At 67.0% G+C, this 17,854-nt stretch carries 22 protein-coding genes and 1 pseudogene; 15 read left to right on the forward strand and 8 right to left on the reverse strand.

The window, feature by feature from the left end:
* The first annotated feature begins 201 nt into the window (after positions 1–201).
* The 5 genes and pseudogenes from SIDU_RS16460 (at position 202) to SIDU_RS16480 (ending at position 5,312) form a co-directional block, all read left to right on the forward strand.
* Entirely contained in the window at positions 202–651 is a 450-nt protein-coding gene (locus SIDU_RS16460; protein ID WP_007689529.1) for a MarR family winged helix-turn-helix transcriptional regulator, read from the forward strand.
* Position 652: 1 nt separating this feature from the next.
* Positions 653–2,712 (forward strand): annotated as a pseudogene (locus SIDU_RS16465) (FUSC family protein).
* Positions 2,709–2,924: a DUF1656 domain-containing protein gene (locus SIDU_RS16470; protein WP_007689534.1), complete on the forward strand. Its 216-nt coding sequence runs from the start codon at positions 2,709–2,711 to the stop codon at positions 2,922–2,924. The pseudogene SIDU_RS16465 and the gene SIDU_RS16470 overlap by 4 nt, the downstream one beginning before the upstream one ends.
* A complete protein-coding gene (locus SIDU_RS16475) occupies positions 2,921–3,835 on the forward strand; it encodes an efflux RND transporter periplasmic adaptor subunit (RefSeq protein WP_007689537.1) in 915 nt (304 codons plus the stop codon). Before SIDU_RS16470 ends, SIDU_RS16475 begins: the two co-directional genes overlap by 4 nt.
* A 124-nt stretch (positions 3,836–3,959) precedes the next feature.
* Complete coding sequence (locus tag SIDU_RS16480; RefSeq protein WP_007689538.1) at positions 3,960–5,312, forward strand: efflux transporter outer membrane subunit; 1,353 nt, start codon at positions 3,960–3,962, stop codon at positions 5,310–5,312.
* Positions 5,313–5,471: 159 nt separating this feature from the next.
* Here the strand turns inward: SIDU_RS16480 and pal are convergent, their stop codons facing one another.
* From pal to ybgC, 6 genes are all read right to left on the reverse strand, one after another.
* Complete coding sequence (pal, locus tag SIDU_RS16485; protein WP_007689541.1) at positions 5,472–5,984, reverse strand: peptidoglycan-associated lipoprotein Pal; 513 nt, start codon at positions 5,982–5,984, stop codon at positions 5,472–5,474.
* Positions 5,985–6,198: 214 nt separating this feature from the next.
* Positions 6,199–7,533 carry a Tol-Pal system beta propeller repeat protein TolB gene (gene tolB, locus SIDU_RS16490; protein WP_007684317.1) on the reverse strand — a complete coding sequence of 445 codons (1,335 nt, stop codon included), beginning with the start codon at positions 7,531–7,533 and terminating at the stop codon, positions 6,199–6,201.
* Positions 7,534–7,637: 104 nt separating this feature from the next.
* Entirely contained in the window at positions 7,638–8,558 is a 921-nt protein-coding gene (locus tag SIDU_RS16495) for a hypothetical protein (protein ID WP_007684318.1), read from the reverse strand.
* A gap of 18 nt (positions 8,559–8,576) precedes the next feature.
* Positions 8,577–9,035 carry a protein TolR gene (gene tolR / locus SIDU_RS16500; protein ID WP_007684319.1) on the reverse strand — a complete coding sequence of 153 codons (459 nt, stop codon included), beginning with the start codon at positions 9,033–9,035 and terminating at the stop codon, positions 8,577–8,579.
* 22 nt (positions 9,036–9,057) lie between these two features.
* Positions 9,058–9,777 carry a protein TolQ gene (gene tolQ / locus SIDU_RS16505; RefSeq protein WP_013041466.1) on the reverse strand — a complete coding sequence of 240 codons (720 nt, stop codon included), beginning with the start codon at positions 9,775–9,777 and terminating at the stop codon, positions 9,058–9,060.
* On the reverse strand, positions 9,774–10,244 hold the full coding sequence (gene ybgC, locus SIDU_RS16510) for a tol-pal system-associated acyl-CoA thioesterase (RefSeq protein WP_007684321.1): 471 nt from the start codon (positions 10,242–10,244) through the stop codon (positions 9,774–9,776). The genes tolQ and ybgC overlap by 4 nt, the downstream gene beginning before the upstream one ends.
* Positions 10,245–10,421: 177 nt before the next feature.
* On the opposite strand from ybgC, the gene SIDU_RS16515 reads away from it, so the two are divergent.
* Positions 10,422–11,300 carry a 3-hydroxybutyryl-CoA dehydrogenase gene (locus SIDU_RS16515; protein WP_007684322.1) on the forward strand — a complete coding sequence of 293 codons (879 nt, stop codon included), beginning with the start codon at positions 10,422–10,424 and terminating at the stop codon, positions 11,298–11,300.
* An 83-nt stretch (positions 11,301–11,383) separates the two neighbouring features.
* On the opposite strand, the gene pspF is transcribed toward SIDU_RS16515, so the two are convergent.
* Complete coding sequence (pspF, locus tag SIDU_RS16520) at positions 11,384–12,400, reverse strand: phage shock protein operon transcriptional activator (RefSeq protein WP_007684323.1); 1,017 nt, start codon at positions 12,398–12,400, stop codon at positions 11,384–11,386.
* Between the two features lie 175 nt (positions 12,401–12,575).
* On the opposite strand from pspF, the gene SIDU_RS19835 reads away from it, so the two are divergent.
* The 9 genes from SIDU_RS19835 to SIDU_RS16560 all read left to right on the forward strand — a co-directional run bounded on the left by SIDU_RS19835 (position 12,576) and on the right by SIDU_RS16560 (position 16,027).
* Positions 12,576–12,749 carry a hypothetical protein gene (locus tag SIDU_RS19835; protein ID WP_007684324.1) on the forward strand — a complete coding sequence of 58 codons (174 nt, stop codon included), beginning with the start codon at positions 12,576–12,578 and terminating at the stop codon, positions 12,747–12,749.
* A 38-nt stretch (positions 12,750–12,787) separates the two neighbouring features.
* The gene (gene pspA / locus SIDU_RS16525; RefSeq protein ID WP_007684326.1) at positions 12,788–13,456 is read left to right on the forward strand and encodes a phage shock protein PspA; all 669 of its coding nucleotides are present in this window, start codon (positions 12,788–12,790) and stop codon (positions 13,454–13,456) included.
* 3 nt (positions 13,457–13,459) lie between these two features.
* Positions 13,460–13,726 (forward strand): envelope stress response membrane protein PspB, encoded by a 267-nt coding sequence (pspB, locus tag SIDU_RS16530; protein WP_007684328.1) that lies wholly within the window; start codon positions 13,460–13,462, stop codon positions 13,724–13,726.
* A 1-nt stretch (position 13,727) separates the two neighbouring features.
* Complete coding sequence (gene pspC / locus SIDU_RS16535; protein ID WP_007684330.1) at positions 13,728–14,102, forward strand: envelope stress response membrane protein PspC; 375 nt, start codon at positions 13,728–13,730, stop codon at positions 14,100–14,102.
* Between the two features lie 130 nt (positions 14,103–14,232).
* Positions 14,233–14,415, forward strand: coding sequence for a hypothetical protein (locus SIDU_RS20370; RefSeq protein ID WP_037509511.1), 183 nt, complete (start codon positions 14,233–14,235; stop codon positions 14,413–14,415).
* Entirely contained in the window at positions 14,402–14,653 is a 252-nt protein-coding gene (locus SIDU_RS16545) for a hypothetical protein (protein ID WP_007684332.1), read from the forward strand. Before SIDU_RS20370 ends, SIDU_RS16545 begins: the two co-directional genes overlap by 14 nt.
* A gap of 28 nt (positions 14,654–14,681) precedes the next feature.
* The gene (locus SIDU_RS16550) at positions 14,682–14,915 is read left to right on the forward strand and encodes a hypothetical protein (protein WP_007684335.1); all 234 of its coding nucleotides are present in this window, start codon (positions 14,682–14,684) and stop codon (positions 14,913–14,915) included.
* Between the two features lie 139 nt (positions 14,916–15,054).
* The gene (locus SIDU_RS16555; RefSeq protein WP_007684337.1) at positions 15,055–15,468 is read left to right on the forward strand and encodes a SufE family protein; all 414 of its coding nucleotides are present in this window, start codon (positions 15,055–15,057) and stop codon (positions 15,466–15,468) included.
* A 64-nt stretch (positions 15,469–15,532) separates the two neighbouring features.
* Positions 15,533–16,027, forward strand: a complete 495-nt coding sequence (locus SIDU_RS16560) for a hypothetical protein (protein ID WP_007684339.1) — start codon at positions 15,533–15,535, stop codon at positions 16,025–16,027.
* Positions 16,028–16,144: 117 nt separating this feature from the next.
* Here the strand turns inward: SIDU_RS16560 and ggt are convergent, their stop codons facing one another.
* On the reverse strand, positions 16,145–17,845 hold the full coding sequence (gene ggt / locus SIDU_RS16565) for a gamma-glutamyltransferase (RefSeq protein WP_007684341.1): 1,701 nt from the start codon (positions 17,843–17,845) through the stop codon (positions 16,145–16,147).
* Between the last annotated feature and the right edge of the window lie 9 nt (positions 17,846–17,854).

A 17,854-nucleotide genomic window follows, 5' to 3' on the forward strand; every position in this document is an offset into this window, starting at 1 on the left:
GAATTTCCCCGCCCCCTTCCTATTCCTCCCCATGCATGCATGGGGAGGGGGACCGCCGCCGAAGGCGGTGGTGGAGGGGAAATTCGGAGGTCGCGCCCCATTCCCCTCCACCAGCCTTCGGCTGGTCCCCCTCCCCATCTCCCGATGGGGAGGAATAACAATATCCCTTGACGCATAATATTAGTTAGCTATCTAAGAAAAATGTCCCGATCTGAACTCAAGCGCATCCTCGCGCACAAGCTGCCCCAGGTATCGCGCCAATGGCGGCAACTGGCCGATCTGGCGCTGGCGGAATTCGGCGTGTCCAACAGCGCGGGCTGGTGCCTCATCTATCTCGACCGGCTCGGCCCGGATGCGCGGCAGGCCGACCTGGCGGAGGAATTGGGCATCGCCCAGCCCTCGCTGGTGCGCACGCTGGACCAGTTGCAGGCGGCGGGCCTTGTCGAGCGCGTGCCCAACCCCGACGATCGCCGCTCTAACCGCGTCGCCTTCACGGCGGAGGGGAAGGAACTGGTGGGCCAGATCGAGGCCCGGCTGGCCAATTTGCGGCGCGAACTGCTGGAGGGCGTGCCCGACACCGCCATCGAAATCCTCGTCAACCTGCTGGGCCTGCTGGAACGGCGCATGGCCGAACGGCGGGGGCAGTGCTGACATGAAGGCCTTTGGCGAGCGCATCGGCTGGCCGGCCGCGCTCTTCTCCCTCAAATGTTTCGCGGCGGCGATGCTGGCGCTCTATGCGGCGCTCAGCATCGGGCTGGAACGGCCCTATTGGGCCTTCCTCACCAGCTATATCGTCGCCCAGCCGCTGGCGGGCGCGGTGATTTCCAAGGCGGTGTTCCGCACCATCGGCACGCTGACCGGCGCGGTCTTTTCGGTCGCCGTCGTGCCGCCGCTGGTCAATTCCCCCGAATTGCTGTCGCTGGCCATGGCCTCATGGGTGGCGGCCTGCGTCTATATCTCCCTGCTCGACCGGACGCCGCGATCCTATATGTTCGTGCTGGCGGGCTACAGCGCCTGCCTGATCGTCTTTCCCGACGTCGACACGCCCCAGGCCATCTTCACCGTGGCCACGCTGCGCGTACAGGAAATCACCCTGGGCATCCTGTGCGGCAGCCTGGTCCACGGCGTCGTCTTCCCCGGCTCCATCACCGACCTGCTGCTCGCGCGGGTGCAGGCGATTCTGCGCGACGCCGAACGCTGGTCCCATGACGCCATCGCGCTGGAGCCGGTGGAGGGGCTGGCGCAGGAACGCCGCCGCCTGGCGCAGGACATCACCGAACTGCACCAGATGTCGGTGCACCTGCCCTTCGACATCAGCCGCCTGGCCCCCGCGTGCGCACGGTGCGGGCGATGCAGGACCAGCTTTCCCTGCTGCTGCCGCTGGGCGCGGCGGTGGAGGACCGGCTGGCGATGCTGAAGGCGGCCAGCGGCGGAAAGGTGCCGCCGCCGGTCCGGAAGCTGATCGCCGACATCCGCGCCTGGATCGTCGACCCTGGCGAGGATATCGCCGCCCGCACGGCGGCGGCGGACGCGCTGATCGCCCGCTGCGCCGCGCTGGAGCCCGCGGCGCGGGAGGAGATGGGCTGGGCGGAGATGATGCGCCTCAGCCTGTTCGCCCGGCTGGCCACGCTGATCGCGGCGCATCGCGACTGCCGCGACCTTTACGACCAGATGGTGACGCACAGGCGCGAGGCGGTGAGTCCCCGCGTCGGCGAATTGCTGGAGGGACGGCGCAACCGCGAACTGCACAGGGATCATGCCGGGGCGGCGCGCGGCGCCTTCGGCGCCTTCGTCACCATCGCATTGGGTTGCGCCCTGTGGATCGGCAGCGGGTGGAGGGACGGCGGCACGGCTGTGATGCTGGCGGGCGTGTTCCTCTCCCTGTTCGCCGGGTCGGACAATCCGCTGGCCCCGCTCAAGGGCTTCATGATCGGCACCATCGCCGCTTCGCTGATCGGCGCGGTCTATGGCTATGTCATCATGCCGCGCCTGGACGGGTTCGCCATGCTGGCCGCTGCCTATGCGCCGGTGCTGCTGCTGCTGGGCACGATGATGGCGTCGCCGCGCTGGATGGGCATCGCCCTGCCGACATTGCTGGGGCTGGGCAGCCCGGTGCTGCTGTCGGACCGTTATCGGGACGCCTTTGCCGCCTATGCCAACGGCACGGTGGCGCAGTTGGTCGGCCTCTGGTTCGCCATCGTCATGGCCGGGCTGTTGCAGTCGGCGGGCGTCGAGCGGGCGATCCGGCGCACGGTGCGGGCGGGCTGGAACGACATCGCCAATCGCGCCACGCTGATGACGCCGCCCGACGTGCGCGGCTGGATCAACCGGATGCTGGACCGCATCGCCTTGCTCGCCCCCCGTCTGGCGGCGACCCGGTCGGACAGCGGGCGACCGCTCTACGATGCGTTGCGCGACCTGCGGACCGGGGTCGCCATCGGCGAGTTGCGGCAATTGCGGCTGGACCTGCCCGCCGATGAAGCCGCGCCGCTGGCCGATGTGCTGACCGGGGTGGGCGCGCATTATCGCGGGCTGGACCCGGACGCGCCGGCACCCGCTCGCCCGGCCCTGCTCGCCGACATCGACCATGCGATCGGCGACCTGTCCCGCAATCGCAGCGCCGCGATCCGGCGGCAGGCGATCCTCGCGCTGGTCAGCCTGCGCCGCAACCTGTTCCCGGAGAGCGAAGGCTATCGGAGGGCCACTGCATGACCGGAGAAATCGCCCTGGGCGGCGTCTATGTCCCGACGCTTTTATTGTTGGCGCTGGTCGCGCTGGTCCTGAGCTGGGGGGTGACCCGGCTGATCGGCGCCTTCGGCCTCTACCGTTTCCTCGCCTATCGGGCGGCGGTCGACCTCAGCATCTTCGTGCTGATGCTGGGCGCGCTCGCCATCCTCGTCCCCACCCTTGGAATCCGCCTATGAACCGCCGCTTTTCAACATTGGCCGCCACGCTGGGCCGCAGCGCCGCCACCATCGTCATCGTCATCGCCGCGCTGCTGGCGGCCATATGGATGTGGAATCACTATGAGCGCAGCCCCTGGACCCGCGACGGGCGGGTGCGCGCCGATGTGGTGCGGGTGACGCCCGACATTGGCGGGCTGGTGACGTCCGTCGCCGTGCACGACAATCAGGCGGTGAAGGCGGGCGACCTGCTGTTCGTGATCGACCGGCCGCGCTATGCGCTGGCGGTGGAGCAGGCGGAGGCGCGGATCGCCAGCGCCAAGGCGACCTTGGGCCAGGCCCGGCGGGAGGCGACCCGCGACGTCGCGCTGGGCGATCTGGTGGCGAAGGAAGCGCATGAACAGAATGTCGCCCGCGTCGCCACGGCGCAGGCCGCGCTGGCCGAGGCGATGAGCGCGCGGGACGCCGCCGCCCTCAACCTGAAACGGACGCAGGTGGTGGCTTCGGTCAACGGCGTGGTCACGAACCTGGACCTGCATCCGGGCGATTTCGTCGCCGCGGGGCAGCAGGCCATGGCGCTGGTCGACCGCGACAGCCTGCGCGTCGAGGGCTATTTCGAGGAAACCAAGCTGCCGCTGGTCTGCATCGGCGCGCCGGTGACGGTCCGGCTGATGGGCGAGGCGCAGGATCTGCACGGGCGGGTCGACAGCATCGCCTATGGCATCAACGACAGCAGCCGTTCGGATTCGGGCAATCTGCTGCCGACCGTCGAGCCGACCTTCTCCTGGGTGCGCCTGGCCCAGCGCATCCCGGTGCGGGTGAAGCTGACCCACATACCGGCGGAGGTGAAGCTGATCGCCGGTCGCACCGCCACCGTGACCATCGAACCGGCGCGGAAGAACGCAAAGCCGGGACAGTGCCGCCATGCGTAACATTTCCTCTTCCGGCACCTTTTCCCCGTTCGGGCTGAGCCTGTCGAAGCCCTTTCCTTTCTTGGGAAGCCGCCAGCCCTCACCAGAAGAAAGCAGGCCCAGGACAAAGATATGCGCGCCCCTGATGGCCCTCGCGCTGACCGCCTGCGCCACCGCAGGCCCGGACTATCGCCCGCCGGAAAAATCCGCCGCAACCGCCCCCGCCGCGCAGGGCGCCTTCCTGTCGGCGCAGGACGCCCGCTTCAGCAATGCCGAACTGCCCGGCCATTGGTGGCGGCTCTATGACGATCCCCGGCTGGACGCGCTGGTCGAACAGGCGCTCGCCGCGAACACCGACCTGCGCGTGGCCGACGCCAACCTCAGCGCGGCGCAGGTCGGGCGGACCGTCGGCACCAGCCTCGGCGGCGGAGCCACTCTTGCCCGGCCCTCCGGCACGGCGGAGAGCCTGCCGGGCGTGGTCGGCTATGATCTGGGCCTTTCCGCCTCCTATCCGCTCGACCTCAACGGCCGGATCAGGCGCGCCATAGAGGCGAGCGCCGCCGATGTCGAAGCCGTGGCGGCCGCGCGCGACTATGTGCGGGTCGGCGTGGCGGCGGCGACGGCCAGGGCCTATGCGCAGGTCTGCGCCGCCAACTATTCGCTGGCCGTCAACCGCCGCGTCGTGGCCCTGCAAAGGGAAACTCTCAACGCCACCCAGCGGCTGTTCAAGGGTGGTCGCGGCACCGCCTTCGACGTCAGCCGCGCGCAGGCGGCGGTCGACGCCAGCGAGGCGGGATTGCCCGCCTTCGCGGCGCAGCGGCAGGGCGGGCTATATCTGCTGGCGACCCTGCTGGGCCGCGCCCCGGCGGATTATCCGAAGGACGTGGAGGATTGCACGACCCTCCCGATGCTGCACGCGGCCCTGCCCATGGGCGACGGCGCGGCGCTGATCCGGCGGCGGCCCGACATCCGGCAGGCGGAACGCGGCATCGCCGCCGACACCGCCCGCGTCGGCGTGGCGACGGCCGACCTCTATCCGCAGATCGGCATCGGCGGATCGCTGGGCATCGGCGGCCCGCTCAGGAGCTTCGGGTCCGGCACCAGCTTCGGCATGAGCCTGGGGCCGCTGCTGAGCTGGAGCTTCCCCAACCGCCCCGTCGTCAGGGCGCGGATCGCGCAGGCCGACGCGCAGGTGCAGGCCGATCTCGCCCGCTTCGACGGAACGGTGCTGGAGGCGTTGCGCCAGACCGAGACCGCGCTGGAAAGCTACCGCCGCCATGCCGACCAGACGGCGGCGCTCGACCGGGCGCGGGACAGCGCGGGCATCTCGGCGGCGCAGGCGGGCAAGCTGTTCCGCTTCGGACGCGGCGATTTCCTGTCCCTGCTGGACGCGCAACGCTCGCTCGCCAATGCGGAGGCGTCGGCGGCGGCGGCGCGGGTGCAACTGGTGCAGGACCAGATCGCGATCTTCCTCGCGCTTGGCGGCGGCTGGTCCTGAATCGAGCCGTGTTCCTGCGCAGGCAGGAACCCAGTTCGACGTTGAAACTGGACTCCCACCTGCGCAGGAGCATGTCGCGCTTCCCCCAAAAAAAGAAAACCCGCCGATCCCAGGGACCGGCGGGTCATGAAGCTGGCGCGACCCCAATGCTTCACAGGATCAATATTGGACGGTGACCGTCACCGCGCGCCGGTTCTGCGCCCAGGCGGCCTCGTCCGAACCCAGCGCGGCGGGGCGTTCCTTGCCGTAGCTGACGGTGGTGATGCGCCCCGCGTCGATGCCCAGCGAAGCGAGATAGTTCTTCGCGGCATTGGCCCGGCGCTCGCCCAGCGCGATGTTGTAGTCGCGGGTGCCGCGCTCGTCGGCATGCCCTTCGATGGTCACGCGGACATTGGGGTTCTGCTGCAACCAGGCGGCCTGGCTCTGCAATATCTGCTGGTCCTGCGCGTCGACATCATATTGGTCGGTGTCGAACAGGATGCGGTCCGACGATACGGAGGCGACGAAATCCTCCTGGCTGCCCTTGACCGGGCCGGAGGGCGTGGCCGGCCCGCCGGTCTGCGCGGAAGCATCGCCGCCGGGCGCGGGCGGCAGTTCCTGCGGCGGCTTCTTCGAGCAGGCGGCAAGAGCCACGATGGCGGTCGCCATCAGCAAGGGACGGGAAAGTTTCATCGGGTTGCTCCTCAACACAGGGTCTAAAGTCGTTACGCAGTCAGGACGTTTCGGTTCCGATCTGATGCAGATTAGGATGTGTGGGCATCTGGCTCAGGGTGGAGCGAAAATGGTGGAATTCGAGAACCGGCGCGCAGCGTACTTTAGTACGTGAGCACCGGAAGCGCAGAAGTCCGCCATTTGCAGCCCGCCCTGAGTTAGATGACCGCGCATCCTAGGGCAGCAGCGGCCCCCAGGCCGGGTCGGAACCGCTGAGCGGCGTCGGGATGCGCCGTTCGTTCACCCCGGTCAGGTCGACCTGCCACACCTGGCTGCTCCCCTCCCGGCCCGGCGTGGTGCGGAAGAATTGCAGCACGCGGCCATTGGGCGACCAGCTCGGCTGTTCGTCCTGCCAGCCATTGGTCAGGATGCGCTCATTGTCGCCGCTGGGGGTCATCACCGCGATCTTGAAGTCGCCGGAAATCTTGGTGAAGGCGATCAGGTCGCCGCGCGGGCTCCATTCCGGCGTCGCATAGCGGCCGCCGCCATGGCTGATCCGGCGCTGGCCCGAACCGTCGGCGTTCATCACATAGATTTGCTGGCTGCCCGAACGGTCGCTTTCGAAGACGATCTGGCGGCCGTCCGGCGAATAGCTGCCGCCGACGTCGATGCCCGGCGCGGTGGTCAGGCGTTGCGGCGCGCCGCCGCCGGACGATACGCGATAGATGTCGGTATTGCCCGCGATGGCCATGGAAAAGAGGATGTTGCGCCCGTCGGGCGACCAGCGCGGCGCGAAGGTCGCATTGCTGCTCTCCGTCACCAGCCGCTGCTTGCCCGTGCCGATGTCGTAGACATAGATGCGCACCCGGTTGTTCAGGTAGCTCACATAGACGATCGACTTGTAATCGGGCGAGAAGCGCGGCGTCAGCGCGATCGACTGGCCATTGGTGATGAAGCGGTGGTTTGCGCCGTCCGAATCCATAATGGCCAGGCGCTTGGTGCGGTTCCCCTTGGGTCCGCTCTCCGCGATATAGGCGATGCGGCTGTCGAAGAAGGGGCTTTCGCCCGACAGGCGCGCATAGATGGCGTCGGCGCATTTATGCGCGGCCCGCCGCCAGTCGCGGGGCGCGACGACATAGCCCTGCCGCGTCAGTTCCTGCTTCAACGCCACGTCGTAGAGATAGCAGCCGACGGTAATGTCCGCTTCTCCCCCCGTGGTGCGCACGAAACCCTGCACCAGCGCCTGATAGGCGCCCCATTTTTCATAGGCGGGGTTGGTGACTTCGGGAAAGGCGATGGTCGGGATGCCGTTCGGCCCGGAAGGATCGAACAGGCCCGACCCCTTGAGGTCGGCGGCAATCACCTCCGCGATCTTGCGCCCCAATTCGGTCGAGGAACCGGCGGGCGTGGAAACCTCCGCCTGCGCGGGCAGCGCGGGAACCACGATCTTGAGGCTGCTGTCGATGTCCCCGGTCACGTCGACCGACAATTGGGCCAGAGCGGGGGTCGCTCCCAGAAGAAGCCCCGCCGCGAGCGAGGCGAGGCCCCGCAAGCGGCGCGACCGGATCATCCTCCCTCGTGCTCCTGCGAAGGCAGGAGCCCAGTCCCGAACTCCGAACTGGGCTCCTGCCTTCGCAGGAGCACGATTCCCCTTAAGCCAGAGCTTCAAGCTGTTCATCGTGCCTTCCTCGCATAGACTCGCAGTGGGCTGAGCCACTTCCATTGTTCATAATATTCAGTCGGCAGTCCCTTGAACGGGGACGCCCGCAACACCGCCTGAACCGCGCGTTCCTTGTAGATCGAGACCTGGGGCCGATTGCTGGCATTGATGCCCTGGACGTCGATGACCTCAGGCGTTCCGATCACGCGGCCATTGCGGTCCAGCTTGACGTCCAGAAACGCCACCAGCAATTCCACGTCCGCGCCAGATGGAAGGTTCAAATATCGATATATCTGATCGCCGATCAAACGGTCCAGCGCGGCCTTCTGCGCCGGTCCCATGGCGGCGGCGGGCGGCGGCGCGGGCTTGCGCGGCGCGTCGGCCTCGGTATCGATGCCTTTCAGGAAATCCTTGCCCAGCAGCGAACCCCTGGGCTTTTCCGCCTTGCCCTGACCCGAGGCGCGAGCGGGGGCATTGGGCTTGGCCGCGGGCTTTTGCGACGCTTTGACAGGCGCGGCGGCGGCGGGCTTCGGTTTCTCCGGCGCCGGCCTGGGCTTGGGCTTGGCAGCGGGCACGTCCCTTTTCGGCGGCGCGGGCGTCGGTTTGGCGGGCGCAGGCTTCGCCACCGGCTTGGGCGGCGCGTACCTGGGTGCGGGCGGGGCGGGCGTCGGCCGGGGCGCGGGTTCAGGCTCCGGCGCGGGCGCGGCGTCCTCGGTCGGGCCTTGCTCCGGCGCGGCGCTGGGCGGCGGTGGCTGCGTCGACACCTGCGGCGCGGTCGATTTCAGCGCCACCTCGTCCACCAGGCTGACGTCCATCGGCGGCGAGTTCAATTTCAGCGGGTTGGGAGTGGCCAGAAAACCGGACGACAGCAGGCCGAACAGCAGCACATGTCCCGCCGTCGCCACCCCCAGGCCGATTTTCTCCGCGCGATCCATTGCCAAAGCCTATGGCCCCTATTCTGAACCGCTGCTTGCAGCGTCGGAGCCGGTGCTGACCAGCGCGACCTTGTTCAGGCCCGCCCGGTTCAACTCGCCCATGACCAGCATCACCCGGCCATAGTCCAGCCCCTTGTCGGCGCGCAGGAATATCTGCGGCGGATCGGCCTTGCCCGCATTGGCGGACATGATCTCCGCCAGACGGCCGGGCAGTTCCGCGTCGCTGATCTGCGCGTCGTCGACGAAGACGCCCCCGTCCCGGTCGATGGAAACGACGGTCGGCTTCTGGTCCTGGTCCAGCCCCTTGGCGCGGGTTTCGGGCAGGTTCACCGGCACGCCCGTCACCAGCAAAGGCGCCGTCACCATGAAGATGATCAGCAGCACCAGCATCACGTCGACCAGCGGCGTGACGTTGATGTCCGCCATCGGCGCGCGCCCGCGCCCGCGACGCGCGGAGGGAGGTCCGGACATGGCCATCAGCGCGCTTCCCTTTCACCCGTCACCGCTGCGCCTCCAGTTCCCGGCTCAGCGTCGAATAGAAGCCGTCGGCAAAGCGCGTCAGCCCCGATTCCATCCGGTTGATGCCATGGCTGAAGCGGTTGTACGCAATCACCGCCGGAATCGCCGCGAACAGGCCGATGGCGGTGGCGAACAGCGCCTCCGCAATGCCCGGCGCGACGACCGCCAGGCTGCTGTTCTGCTCCGCCGCGATGCTGGTGAAGGCGCGCATGATGCCCCACACCGTGCCGAACAGCCCGACGAAGGGCGCGACCGACCCGATGGTGGCCAATATGTTCAGCCGGTCCGACAGCCGGTCGACCTCCGCCGCGATGGTGCTGGACATGGCGGTCGACAGCCGGTCGCGGGTGCCCTCCCGGTCGATCACCTTCTGCGCGGTGGAGCGGCGCCATTCGGTGACGCCCGCGGCCATCACCCTGGCGGCGGGGAATTCGGACTTGCCCCGCGCCTCGTAGAAGCGGTCGATATCCTCCGCCTTCCAGAAATCCTGTTCGAAGGCGCGGCTTTGTCTGCTCGCCTTGCGCAGCGTGAAGCTGAAGCCGATGATCATCGCCCAGGTCCAGATGCTGGCCAGCAGCAGGCCCAGCATCACCACCTTCACGACGATGTCGGCCTGAAGGAACAGGGCCAGCGGCGAAATGGTGGCGGCTTGCGCGGCACTGCCGACAGCAAGGCCAACGTCGGGCATCGAAAGGCTCATGGGCGGATGTCTTCCCCTCTCATCAAACGGCTGAAAATGTCGATCCAGGGCTTGGGTTGCCGGCGCGGGCGGCCCTGGGGCGTCAGGAAGGCGACGGAAACATCGCCCTCCGTCAGTAATTCCTCACCGCGCATGACCCTCTGATGAATAGAGCATGAAGCGGCGCCCACCTTCGTGACGCGGCTCACCACCATCAGGTCGTCGTCCAGCCGGGCCGGGCGGCGATACTGCAATTGCAGGTCGGTGACGGCATAGACGCCCTCGCCCCCCTCCAGATTGCCGCGCTGGTCGATCCCGGCGATGCGCAGCATGTCCGACCGCGCCCGCTCCATATAGCGCAGATAATTGGCGTGATAGACCAGCCCCGAAAGATCGGTGTCCTCGAAATAGACGCGCAGCGGGAAGTGATGCTCGGCGGCGATGAACCTTCCGGTTGCCGGCGCGGGCAGCGGGTCTGAAACGGACATGCCGGGGCTTTTAACCATCAAGCAGGCAGGGCGCAAAGCGGGAAATCGCAGAAATCGGCACTCCGCCGACCGTCCGGGGCTTTCCGTCCGCTTTCCCGCCGCGCGGAAGCTCTGGCGGCCTGCCCGCCATGGCGCTAGGGGGCTGGCGAAGAGGATTCGGCAGGAGGGTTTTCGGCGATGAAGGATATTCGGACCGTGGGCGTGATCGGCGCGGGCCAGATGGGCGCGGGCATCGCGCAGGTGGCGGCGCAGGCGGGATATGAGGTGATCCTGTCGGACGTCGACCTGCCGCGCGCGCAAAAGGGCCGCGACGACATCATCCGCCTGCTCGCCAAGGCGGTGGAGAAGGGCAAGCTGGCGCAGGCCGACGCCGACGCCGCCATCGCCCGGATCGCGCCGGCGGGCGACATCGCCCCGCTGGCCGCCTGCCAGTTGGTGATAGAGGCCGCGACCGAACGGGAAGAGATCAAACGCACCATCTTCGCCAATGTCGGCGCGCTGCTGGCGCAGGACGCGATCCTGGCGTCCAACACCTCCTCCATCCCGATCACCCGGCTGGCGCAGGCCGCCCCGGATGCGGGCCGCTTCGTCGGCGTCCATTTCTTCAACCCGGTGCCGGTGATGGCGCTGGTGGAGGTCATTCGCGGCCTCGCCACCAGCCCTGAAACGGTGACGGCGGTGGAGGGCTTCGCCGCCAGCCTGGGCAAGCAGGTGGTCCACGCATTCGACGCGCCGGGTTTCGTGGTGAACCGCATCCTGCTGCCGATGCTGAACGAAGCGATCTTCGCGCTGGGCGAAGGCGTGGGCAGCGTCGTCGACATCGACAAGGGCGTGATGCTGGGCCTCAACCATCCCATGGGCCCGCTGACGCTGGCGGATTTCGTCGGCCTGGATACCTGCCTGGAGATCTGCAAGGTGCTTCAGGGCACGACCGGCGACCCCAAATACCGCCCCGCGCCGCTGCTGGTGAAATATGTCGAGGCAGGCTGGCTCGGCCGAAAGACCGGCAAGGGCTTCTACGACTATTCCGGCGCAGAACCCGTGCCGACGCGGTGATGAAGGGCCACGTGCTCCTGCGAAGGCAGGAGCCCAGTTCGGAGGGCAGGACTGGGCTCCTGCCTTCGCAGGAGCACGTAGCGCTACCCCGCGCTCAACCCATGCTTCTTCATGCAATGGCGAAGCTGGTCATAGCTCAGCCCCAATCCCTTCGCCGTGGCCCGCTGGTTGTAGCGATACCGCTCCAGCGCCGCCCGCACGATCGCCGCCTCATGCGCGTCGACCGCCGATTTCAGGTCCGTGACCGCCTCATGCCCGTTCGCCGCCGCCACCGATGACGGCGCCGGAGCCATCTCGACCTTCGCAACCGTCATGGGCCTCGGCTTCCACGGCGAGGCGAAGGGATCGAACATGATCGCCGCGACCGGCCGCCCCGGCTCGTTCCAGCGATAGACGGCCCGCTCCACCACATTGCGCAGTTCGCGCACATTGCCGGGCCACGCATGCGCCTCCAGTTCGGCCATGCAGGCGGCGGAAAAGCCCGGCCATTGCGGCCAGCCGATCTCGGCCGCCATGCGCCGCCCGAAATGATCCGCCAGCACCGCCACATCCCCCTCCCGCGCCCGCAGCGGCGGCAGGGTGATGACCTCGAAACTCAGCCGGTCCAGCAGGTCGGGCCGGAACCGCCCGGCATCGGCGGCGGCGGGCAGGTCTTCGTTGGTCGCCGCGACGATCCGCACGTCGACGGTCATGGGTTTGGACGCGCCGATCCGCGTCACCTCCCCATATTCGATCACGCGCAGCAACCGCTCCTGCGCCGCCATGGACAGCGTGCCCAGTTCGTCCAGGAACAATGTGCCGCCGTCCGCCTCCTCGAACCGTCCCGCCCGCGCCCGCGCCGCGCCGGTGAAGGCGCCCTGCTCATGGCCGAACAGTTCCGCCTCGATCAGCGTTTCCGGCAAGGCGGCGCAGTTCATCACGATCAGCGGTTCGCCCCAGCGCGGCGACAGGCGATGAAGGCGCTCGGCGATCAGTTCCTTGCCCGTCCCGCGCTCCCCGATGACCAGCACCGGCCGGTTGAGTTCGGCGGCGCGCCCGGCCTGCTCGACCGCATCCAGAAAGGCCAGCGACTGGCCGACGAACTGGGTATTTTTCTCCATGCCCAACTTATGGTGAAATTTCCCACCTTTCGGCAAGCCTTATTCTTGAACGCCCGTAAAAAACCGCGAAATTCCGCCATTTCCAGAAATTGGCACGGCTTCTGCAATATCGAATGCCGAAGCCGCTGATCGATCAAGCGGCACGATATGAAGGCCAAGGTTCAGGAGTTTCATCATGGAAAAGCAAAGCAACAGCGTCCGCGAAATCGGCCAGTTCCTGTCCGTCGCCATCGCCTCCGTCCTGTTCGGATCGACCCTGATCCTTTCGGCGGTCGGCCCGGCGCGCGCCAGCGAAACGCCGCTGCTCGTGAACCCCGAATGCCCCGCGGCCTTGCACTATCTGGCGTAAGGCCCGCCACACAAGTTCGTACCAGGAGTGAAGTTCAAATGGGTATTTTCTCCCGCACCCGCGACATCATCGCCGCCAATGTCACCGACCTGCTCGACCGGGCGGAAGATCCGTCGAAGATGATCCGCATGATCATCCTCGAAATGGAGGAGACGCTGGTGGAGGTGCGCGCCTCCGCCGCCCGCACCATCGCCGACCAGAAGGAGATGCGCCGCCACATCGCCAAGCTGGAGGGCTTGCAGCATAGCTGGACGGAAAAGGCCCAGCTCGCGCTGAGCAAGGACCGCGAAGACCTCGCCAAGGCCGCGCTGGTCGAAAAGCAGAAGGCGGCCGACATGGCCGAACAGCTTTCGCACGAAATCGCGGTGCTGGACGAAGCCCTGCATGCCTCCGAAGAGGATATCGCCAAGCTCCAGGCCAAGCTGCGCGAGGCCCGCGCCCGCCAGAACAGCCTTGTGACCCGGATGGAAAGCGCCCAGAATCGCCTGCGCGTCCGCGAAGCCTATGCCGGAGAAAAGGTGAACGACGCCTTCGCCCGCTTCGACATGCTGGAACGGCGGGTCGACATGGCCGAAGGCCGCGCCGATGCCGCGACCCTGGGCCAGCAGCCCAAGACGCTGGAGGAGGAGATTGCCGAGTTGCAGGCGTCCGACAAGGTCGACGCCGAACTCGCCGCCCTGAAAGCCAGCATGCAGAAGGGAGAATGACGCATGGAGGACGTGTTCCTGCCCATCATGATCTGCGGCATGCTGTTCATCGGCATGCCCTGGCTGATCTTCCACTATGTCACCAAGTGGAAGCAGGCGCCCAAGATCACCGATGAGGATGAGCGGCTGCTGGACGAGCTTCACCTGCTCGCCCGGCGGCTGGAGGAGCGGCTGATGACGGTCGAACGGATCGTCGCCGCCGACAATCCCGATTTCCGCCCTTCGCGTCCGCAGGAGACGGACGATTACAGCTTCGACCGGAGGAACTGACATGAGCGCCCGCCGCACCAAATTCTACCTCGACAAGCAGAACGGCAAGTTCATGGGCGTTTGCGCCGGAATCGCCGACTATACCGGGATCGACGTGGTCTGGGTCAGGGTCGCGATGTTCCTGTCCTTCTTCATCATCGGCTGGACGCTGCTCGCCTATTTCGCCATCGGCGTGATCGCGGACAACAAGCCGTCGGGCCTCTATGCCGACCGGGACGACGAGAAATTCTGGCAGGGCGTGCGCGCCAATCCGGCGCGCTCCACCCGCGACGTGCGGTCCAAGTTCCGCGACATCGACCGGCGCCTGGCGGACATCGAAACCTACTACACCAGCCGCAACACCCGGCTGGCGGAAGAGATCGACAGCCTGCGCTGACGGAATTGCGCGCCCCACGCCGTTTATCGAACAGGCTGGGGAGCCCGTCGAAAAATCGGCCGATTTGTCTGAGAAATCGAACATCTGATAGGCCGCGCCCATTGGGGGAGCGGAAGGAGGGAGGTCTGCCATGCCGGAACGAAACGCCCGGCTTCGCGCCGAACTCGGATCGATGAAGGACAGGCTGGCCGTGGTCGAGCGCATCGTGACCGATGAAAGTCACGCATTGAACAGGGAAATCGAGCGTCTGCGCGGCCCCGCCAACTGGAGGGCCCCCCGCTCAGCAAGGGAAAAAAGTCATGAATCCGTTTGAAATGGTCGTCGCCATCGTCGCCATAGCGGCAATCGCCAGCGTCGTTCGCGCCAAATATGGCATCGTCCGCCGCCACAAGGGCGAGGAACTGGTCCAGCGCGGCCCCGATCCGGAAGCCGAACGGCTCCGGGCGGAGGTGAAGGCGCTCAAGGACCGGGTCGCCGTACTGGAACGGCTGGCGACGGACAGCAGCACCGCGCTGGAGCGCGAATTCGACAGGCTTCGGGACCGCGACTGACGCGGCCCATCATCACAGGGAGGACGATATGCAGGACCCCCTCATCACCTTGACATTGGCGGTCGCGGCCCTGACCGGGCTTGCCATCGTGGCTGCCACCGCCCTGCGCGGCTGGAACGGCTGGCTGGACCTCAAGCGGGCGGAACTCGCCCGCGGTTCGGATGACGCCGCGCCGCCCTCCACCGCGACCCGGATCGAGGTGGCCGACCTCAAGGAACGCATCCGCAAGCTGGAAGCCATCGCCGCCGGCGTCGATCTATAATCCCAAATATTCCCCCTCCCGCAAGCGGGAGGGGGCCAGGGGGTGGGCGCGAGCGCAGCGAGCCATCCCCCCCCTCCGGACAGCACCCACCCGGCGGGATAATGCTTCCCCCACCCGATTTTCCCCCTATATGGCGGCCATGAGCCAACCGCCCGTCCTTGCCGATCTGGTCGAAGAATATGAATTTCTCGACGCCGACGACCGCTATCGCCTGCTGATCGACCTGGGCAAGGCGCTGGAACCCATGCCCGACGCGCTCAAGACCGATGCGACGCTGGTGCGCGGCTGTTCGGCGGCGGTGTGGGTCTATCCGACCGTGCTGGAGGACGGACGCCTCCATTTCCTGGCCGACAGCAACGCCGCGATCACCAAGGGGATCATCTCCCTGGTGCTGCTGACCGTGCAGGACCAGCCGCCCGCCGCCATCGCCCAAACCGACATCGAATCCGCGCTCGCGCCGTTCGACCTGCGCAACCAGCTCAGCTCCAACCGGACGCAGGGCATCCCCAACATGATCGCGCTGATCCGGGAAACCGCCGCCCGCTATCGCTGAGCGGAAGGAAACCCCGCCGCGCCGACGCGTTCTCCTCCCGTAACGACGGGCAAGGAGAGAAGAGATGCGCACCCTTTGGGCACTGGCCGCCATGGGACTGGTCGCGGCCTGCTCCTCGCCGGAGGACAAGGCGCCGACGCAGCGCGACCGGATCGGCCAGGTCTGGAAATATGAGGGCGGCGAGGGCGGAAAGCCCAAGGTCGCCTATATCGGCAGCGCCAACAGCGTGCAGACCATGACGGCGGCCGACACTTTCTCCGTCCTGCTGGTCCAGCCGATGGAAAAGGGGGAGGCCGACGTCACCGTCAAGCTGGTCGGCGCGCCCTTCACCTGCGACCTGTCGGACTGCAAGGTCATGGCGATCACGGATGACGGCAAGACCCATGAATGGAAAGGCCGGATGACGGAGAACAAGGATGGCATCGAAATCCTGCCCGCCGCCAGACCCTATGACGCGATCAAGGACGGCAAGATGCTCAAGGTCAATCTGGTCATAGGCCCGAAGGACAAGACATTTCCCTTCATATTCAACGTCGCCGGGCTGGATTTGAAGGGGTGATTCCCCATAAAAATCGCCCGTCGTTCCCGCGCAGGCGGGAACCCATCTCCCGACCGTCCGGCTTGAGGCTTCTTATGGGAGATGGATCCCCGCCTCCGCGGGGATGACAGTATATTCTTACTCCTGCAACGAAACCCCCGGACTGCGCGGATCGGCGCCGCCGACCCAATGCCCATCCGCCATCCGCTCCGCCGCATTGGCCTTCAATCCGAAGCGGCTGATCGACACCTTGTGCCCCATCTTCTCCAGCGGCGCCTTCATCGCCTCCAGCGACGTGCCCTGCTCCAGCACCAGCCCCTCCTTGTCGAAGAACTGGAACCCCAGCGCGATCGAATCCTGCGCCGACAGCCCCCAGTCGAAATGCGCGATCAGCGCCTTCACCACCTGCATGATGATGGTCTTCCCCCCGGCCGCGCCGACAGTGAAGACCGGCGTCCCCGCCGCGTCATAGACGATGGTCGGCGACATGGAAGATAACGGCCGCTTGCCCGGCTCGACCCGGTTGGCGACCGGCGCGCCGTCCTTTTCCGGCGTGAAGCTGAAATCGGTCAGTTCATTGTTCAGGATCACGCCATTGGCGATCAACTGACTGCCGAAGAAGCTCTCTATGGTGGATGTCCAGGCGGCGATGTCGCCATTCCTGTCCACCGCAACGAAATGGCTGGTGCCCGATTCGGGCTGGGGCAGGGCGGCGGTGCGCTTCTCCGCCCCCGGCGGCGTGCCGGGACGATAGTCGTTCAGCGCCCTGCCCATGGAAATCAGCGCAGACCGCTGCTTCAGATAATCCCGGTCGATCAACCCGCTGATCGGCACGGACACGAATTCCGGATCGCCCAGCCATGTCTCCCGGTCGGCATAGGCGAGCCGCATCGCCTCCCCGATGACATGCCAGGACCGGGGATCGTCCTTGCCCCATTGCGCCAGCGGGAATCGCTCCACCATGCCCAGCACCTGCAGCACGGTGATCCCGCCCGCCGAAGCCGGTCCCATGCCGCAGACCGTATAGGCGCGATAGGGGCCGCAGACCGGCTTGCGCGGCTTGGCCCGATAGCCCGCCAGATCGGCCTCCGTCATCGGCACCGGATTTTTCGGCGCATTGCTGACCGTCTCCGCGATCATCCGGGCATTCTCGCCCAGATAGAAGGCGTCCGGCCCCTCCGCCGCGATCCGCTTGAACAGGGCGGCCAGCGGCGGGTTCTTGAGGACCGTTCCCATCGGTGCAGGCTTCCCGTCGATCCAGAAAAATTTCTGGATTTCCGGAAAATCGGCCCACACCGCCGCCACCGCCTTCATCGCCGTGTCGAGCCTCTGCCGCACCTCGAACCCCTGTTCGGCATAGCGGATGGCCGGCTGGAACAGATCGGCCCAGGGCAGCTTGCCCCATTTGCGGTGCGCGTCCCAGGCCAGCCGCACATTGCCCGGCACGCCGACCGAATAGCCGCCCGGCCACGCCTGGCGGAAGGGCAAAGGCTGGCCGTCCGCCCCCATGAATCGGTCGGGCCGCGTCGCCGCCGGAGCCGCCTCCCGCCCGTCGATCGACTCCAGCACGCCGGTCCGCCCGTCATGATGCATGATGAATCCGCCGCCGCCGATGCCGCTATTATGCGGCTCCACGACGTTCAGCGTCAGCATCATGGCGATGGCGGCGTCCGTGGCGCTGCCGCCCTTGCGCAATATCTCCTGCCCGGCCTCGGCGGCGCGGGGATCGGCGGCGGACACGGTGGCGTTGACCGAAACCGGCTCCCGCGCCGCGAGCGGGGCGGGAAGGAGGGCGAAAAGGGCGAGGGGAGCCAACAGGCCGGAAAGGCGAGAAATCATGTCCGGCAC

Origin of the sequence: Sphingobium indicum B90A (assembly GCF_000264945.2) — a bacterium.
Classification (GTDB): domain Bacteria; phylum Pseudomonadota; class Alphaproteobacteria; order Sphingomonadales; family Sphingomonadaceae; genus Sphingobium; species Sphingobium indicum.

What these genes read in the sequence shown, in the direction of transcription:
- SIDU_RS16460 (WP_007689529.1), top strand. Translation starts at nt 202, where the DNA reads ATGTCCCGATCTGAACTCAAGCGCATCCTCGCGCACAAGCTGCCCCAG.
- SIDU_RS16470 (WP_007689534.1), top strand. Translation starts at nt 2,709, where the DNA reads ATGACCGGAGAAATCGCCCTGGGCGGCGTCTATGTCCCGACGCTTTTA.
- SIDU_RS16475 (WP_007689537.1), top strand. Translation starts at nt 2,921, where the DNA reads ATGAACCGCCGCTTTTCAACATTGGCCGCCACGCTGGGCCGCAGCGCC.
- SIDU_RS16480 (WP_007689538.1), top strand. Translation starts at nt 3,960, where the DNA reads ATGGCCCTCGCGCTGACCGCCTGCGCCACCGCAGGCCCGGACTATCGC.
- pal (WP_007689541.1), bottom strand. Translation starts at nt 5,984, where the DNA reads ATGAAACTTTCCCGTCCCTTGCTGATGGCGACCGCCATCGTGGCTCTT.
- tolB (WP_007684317.1), bottom strand. Translation starts at nt 7,533, where the DNA reads ATGATCCGGTCGCGCCGCTTGCGGGGCCTCGCCTCGCTCGCGGCGGGG.
- SIDU_RS16495 (WP_007684318.1), bottom strand. Translation starts at nt 8,558, where the DNA reads ATGGATCGCGCGGAGAAAATCGGCCTGGGGGTGGCGACGGCGGGACAT.
- tolR (WP_007684319.1), bottom strand. Translation starts at nt 9,035, where the DNA reads ATGGCCATGTCCGGACCTCCCTCCGCGCGTCGCGGGCGCGGGCGCGCG.
- tolQ (WP_013041466.1), bottom strand. Translation starts at nt 9,777, where the DNA reads ATGAGCCTTTCGATGCCCGACGTTGGCCTTGCTGTCGGCAGTGCCGCG.
- ybgC (WP_007684321.1), bottom strand. Translation starts at nt 10,244, where the DNA reads ATGTCCGTTTCAGACCCGCTGCCCGCGCCGGCAACCGGAAGGTTCATC.
- SIDU_RS16515 (WP_007684322.1), top strand. Translation starts at nt 10,422, where the DNA reads ATGAAGGATATTCGGACCGTGGGCGTGATCGGCGCGGGCCAGATGGGC.
- pspF (WP_007684323.1), bottom strand. Translation starts at nt 12,400, where the DNA reads ATGGAGAAAAATACCCAGTTCGTCGGCCAGTCGCTGGCCTTTCTGGAT.
- SIDU_RS19835 (WP_007684324.1), top strand. Translation starts at nt 12,576, where the DNA reads ATGGAAAAGCAAAGCAACAGCGTCCGCGAAATCGGCCAGTTCCTGTCC.
- pspA (WP_007684326.1), top strand. Translation starts at nt 12,788, where the DNA reads ATGGGTATTTTCTCCCGCACCCGCGACATCATCGCCGCCAATGTCACC.
- pspB (WP_007684328.1), top strand. Translation starts at nt 13,460, where the DNA reads ATGGAGGACGTGTTCCTGCCCATCATGATCTGCGGCATGCTGTTCATC.
- pspC (WP_007684330.1), top strand. Translation starts at nt 13,728, where the DNA reads ATGAGCGCCCGCCGCACCAAATTCTACCTCGACAAGCAGAACGGCAAG.
- SIDU_RS20370 (WP_037509511.1), top strand. Translation starts at nt 14,233, where the DNA reads ATGCCGGAACGAAACGCCCGGCTTCGCGCCGAACTCGGATCGATGAAG.
- SIDU_RS16545 (WP_007684332.1), top strand. Translation starts at nt 14,402, where the DNA reads ATGAATCCGTTTGAAATGGTCGTCGCCATCGTCGCCATAGCGGCAATC.
- SIDU_RS16550 (WP_007684335.1), top strand. Translation starts at nt 14,682, where the DNA reads ATGCAGGACCCCCTCATCACCTTGACATTGGCGGTCGCGGCCCTGACC.
- SIDU_RS16555 (WP_007684337.1), top strand. Translation starts at nt 15,055, where the DNA reads ATGAGCCAACCGCCCGTCCTTGCCGATCTGGTCGAAGAATATGAATTT.
- SIDU_RS16560 (WP_007684339.1), top strand. Translation starts at nt 15,533, where the DNA reads ATGCGCACCCTTTGGGCACTGGCCGCCATGGGACTGGTCGCGGCCTGC.
- ggt (WP_007684341.1), bottom strand. Translation starts at nt 17,845, where the DNA reads ATGATTTCTCGCCTTTCCGGCCTGTTGGCTCCCCTCGCCCTTTTCGCC.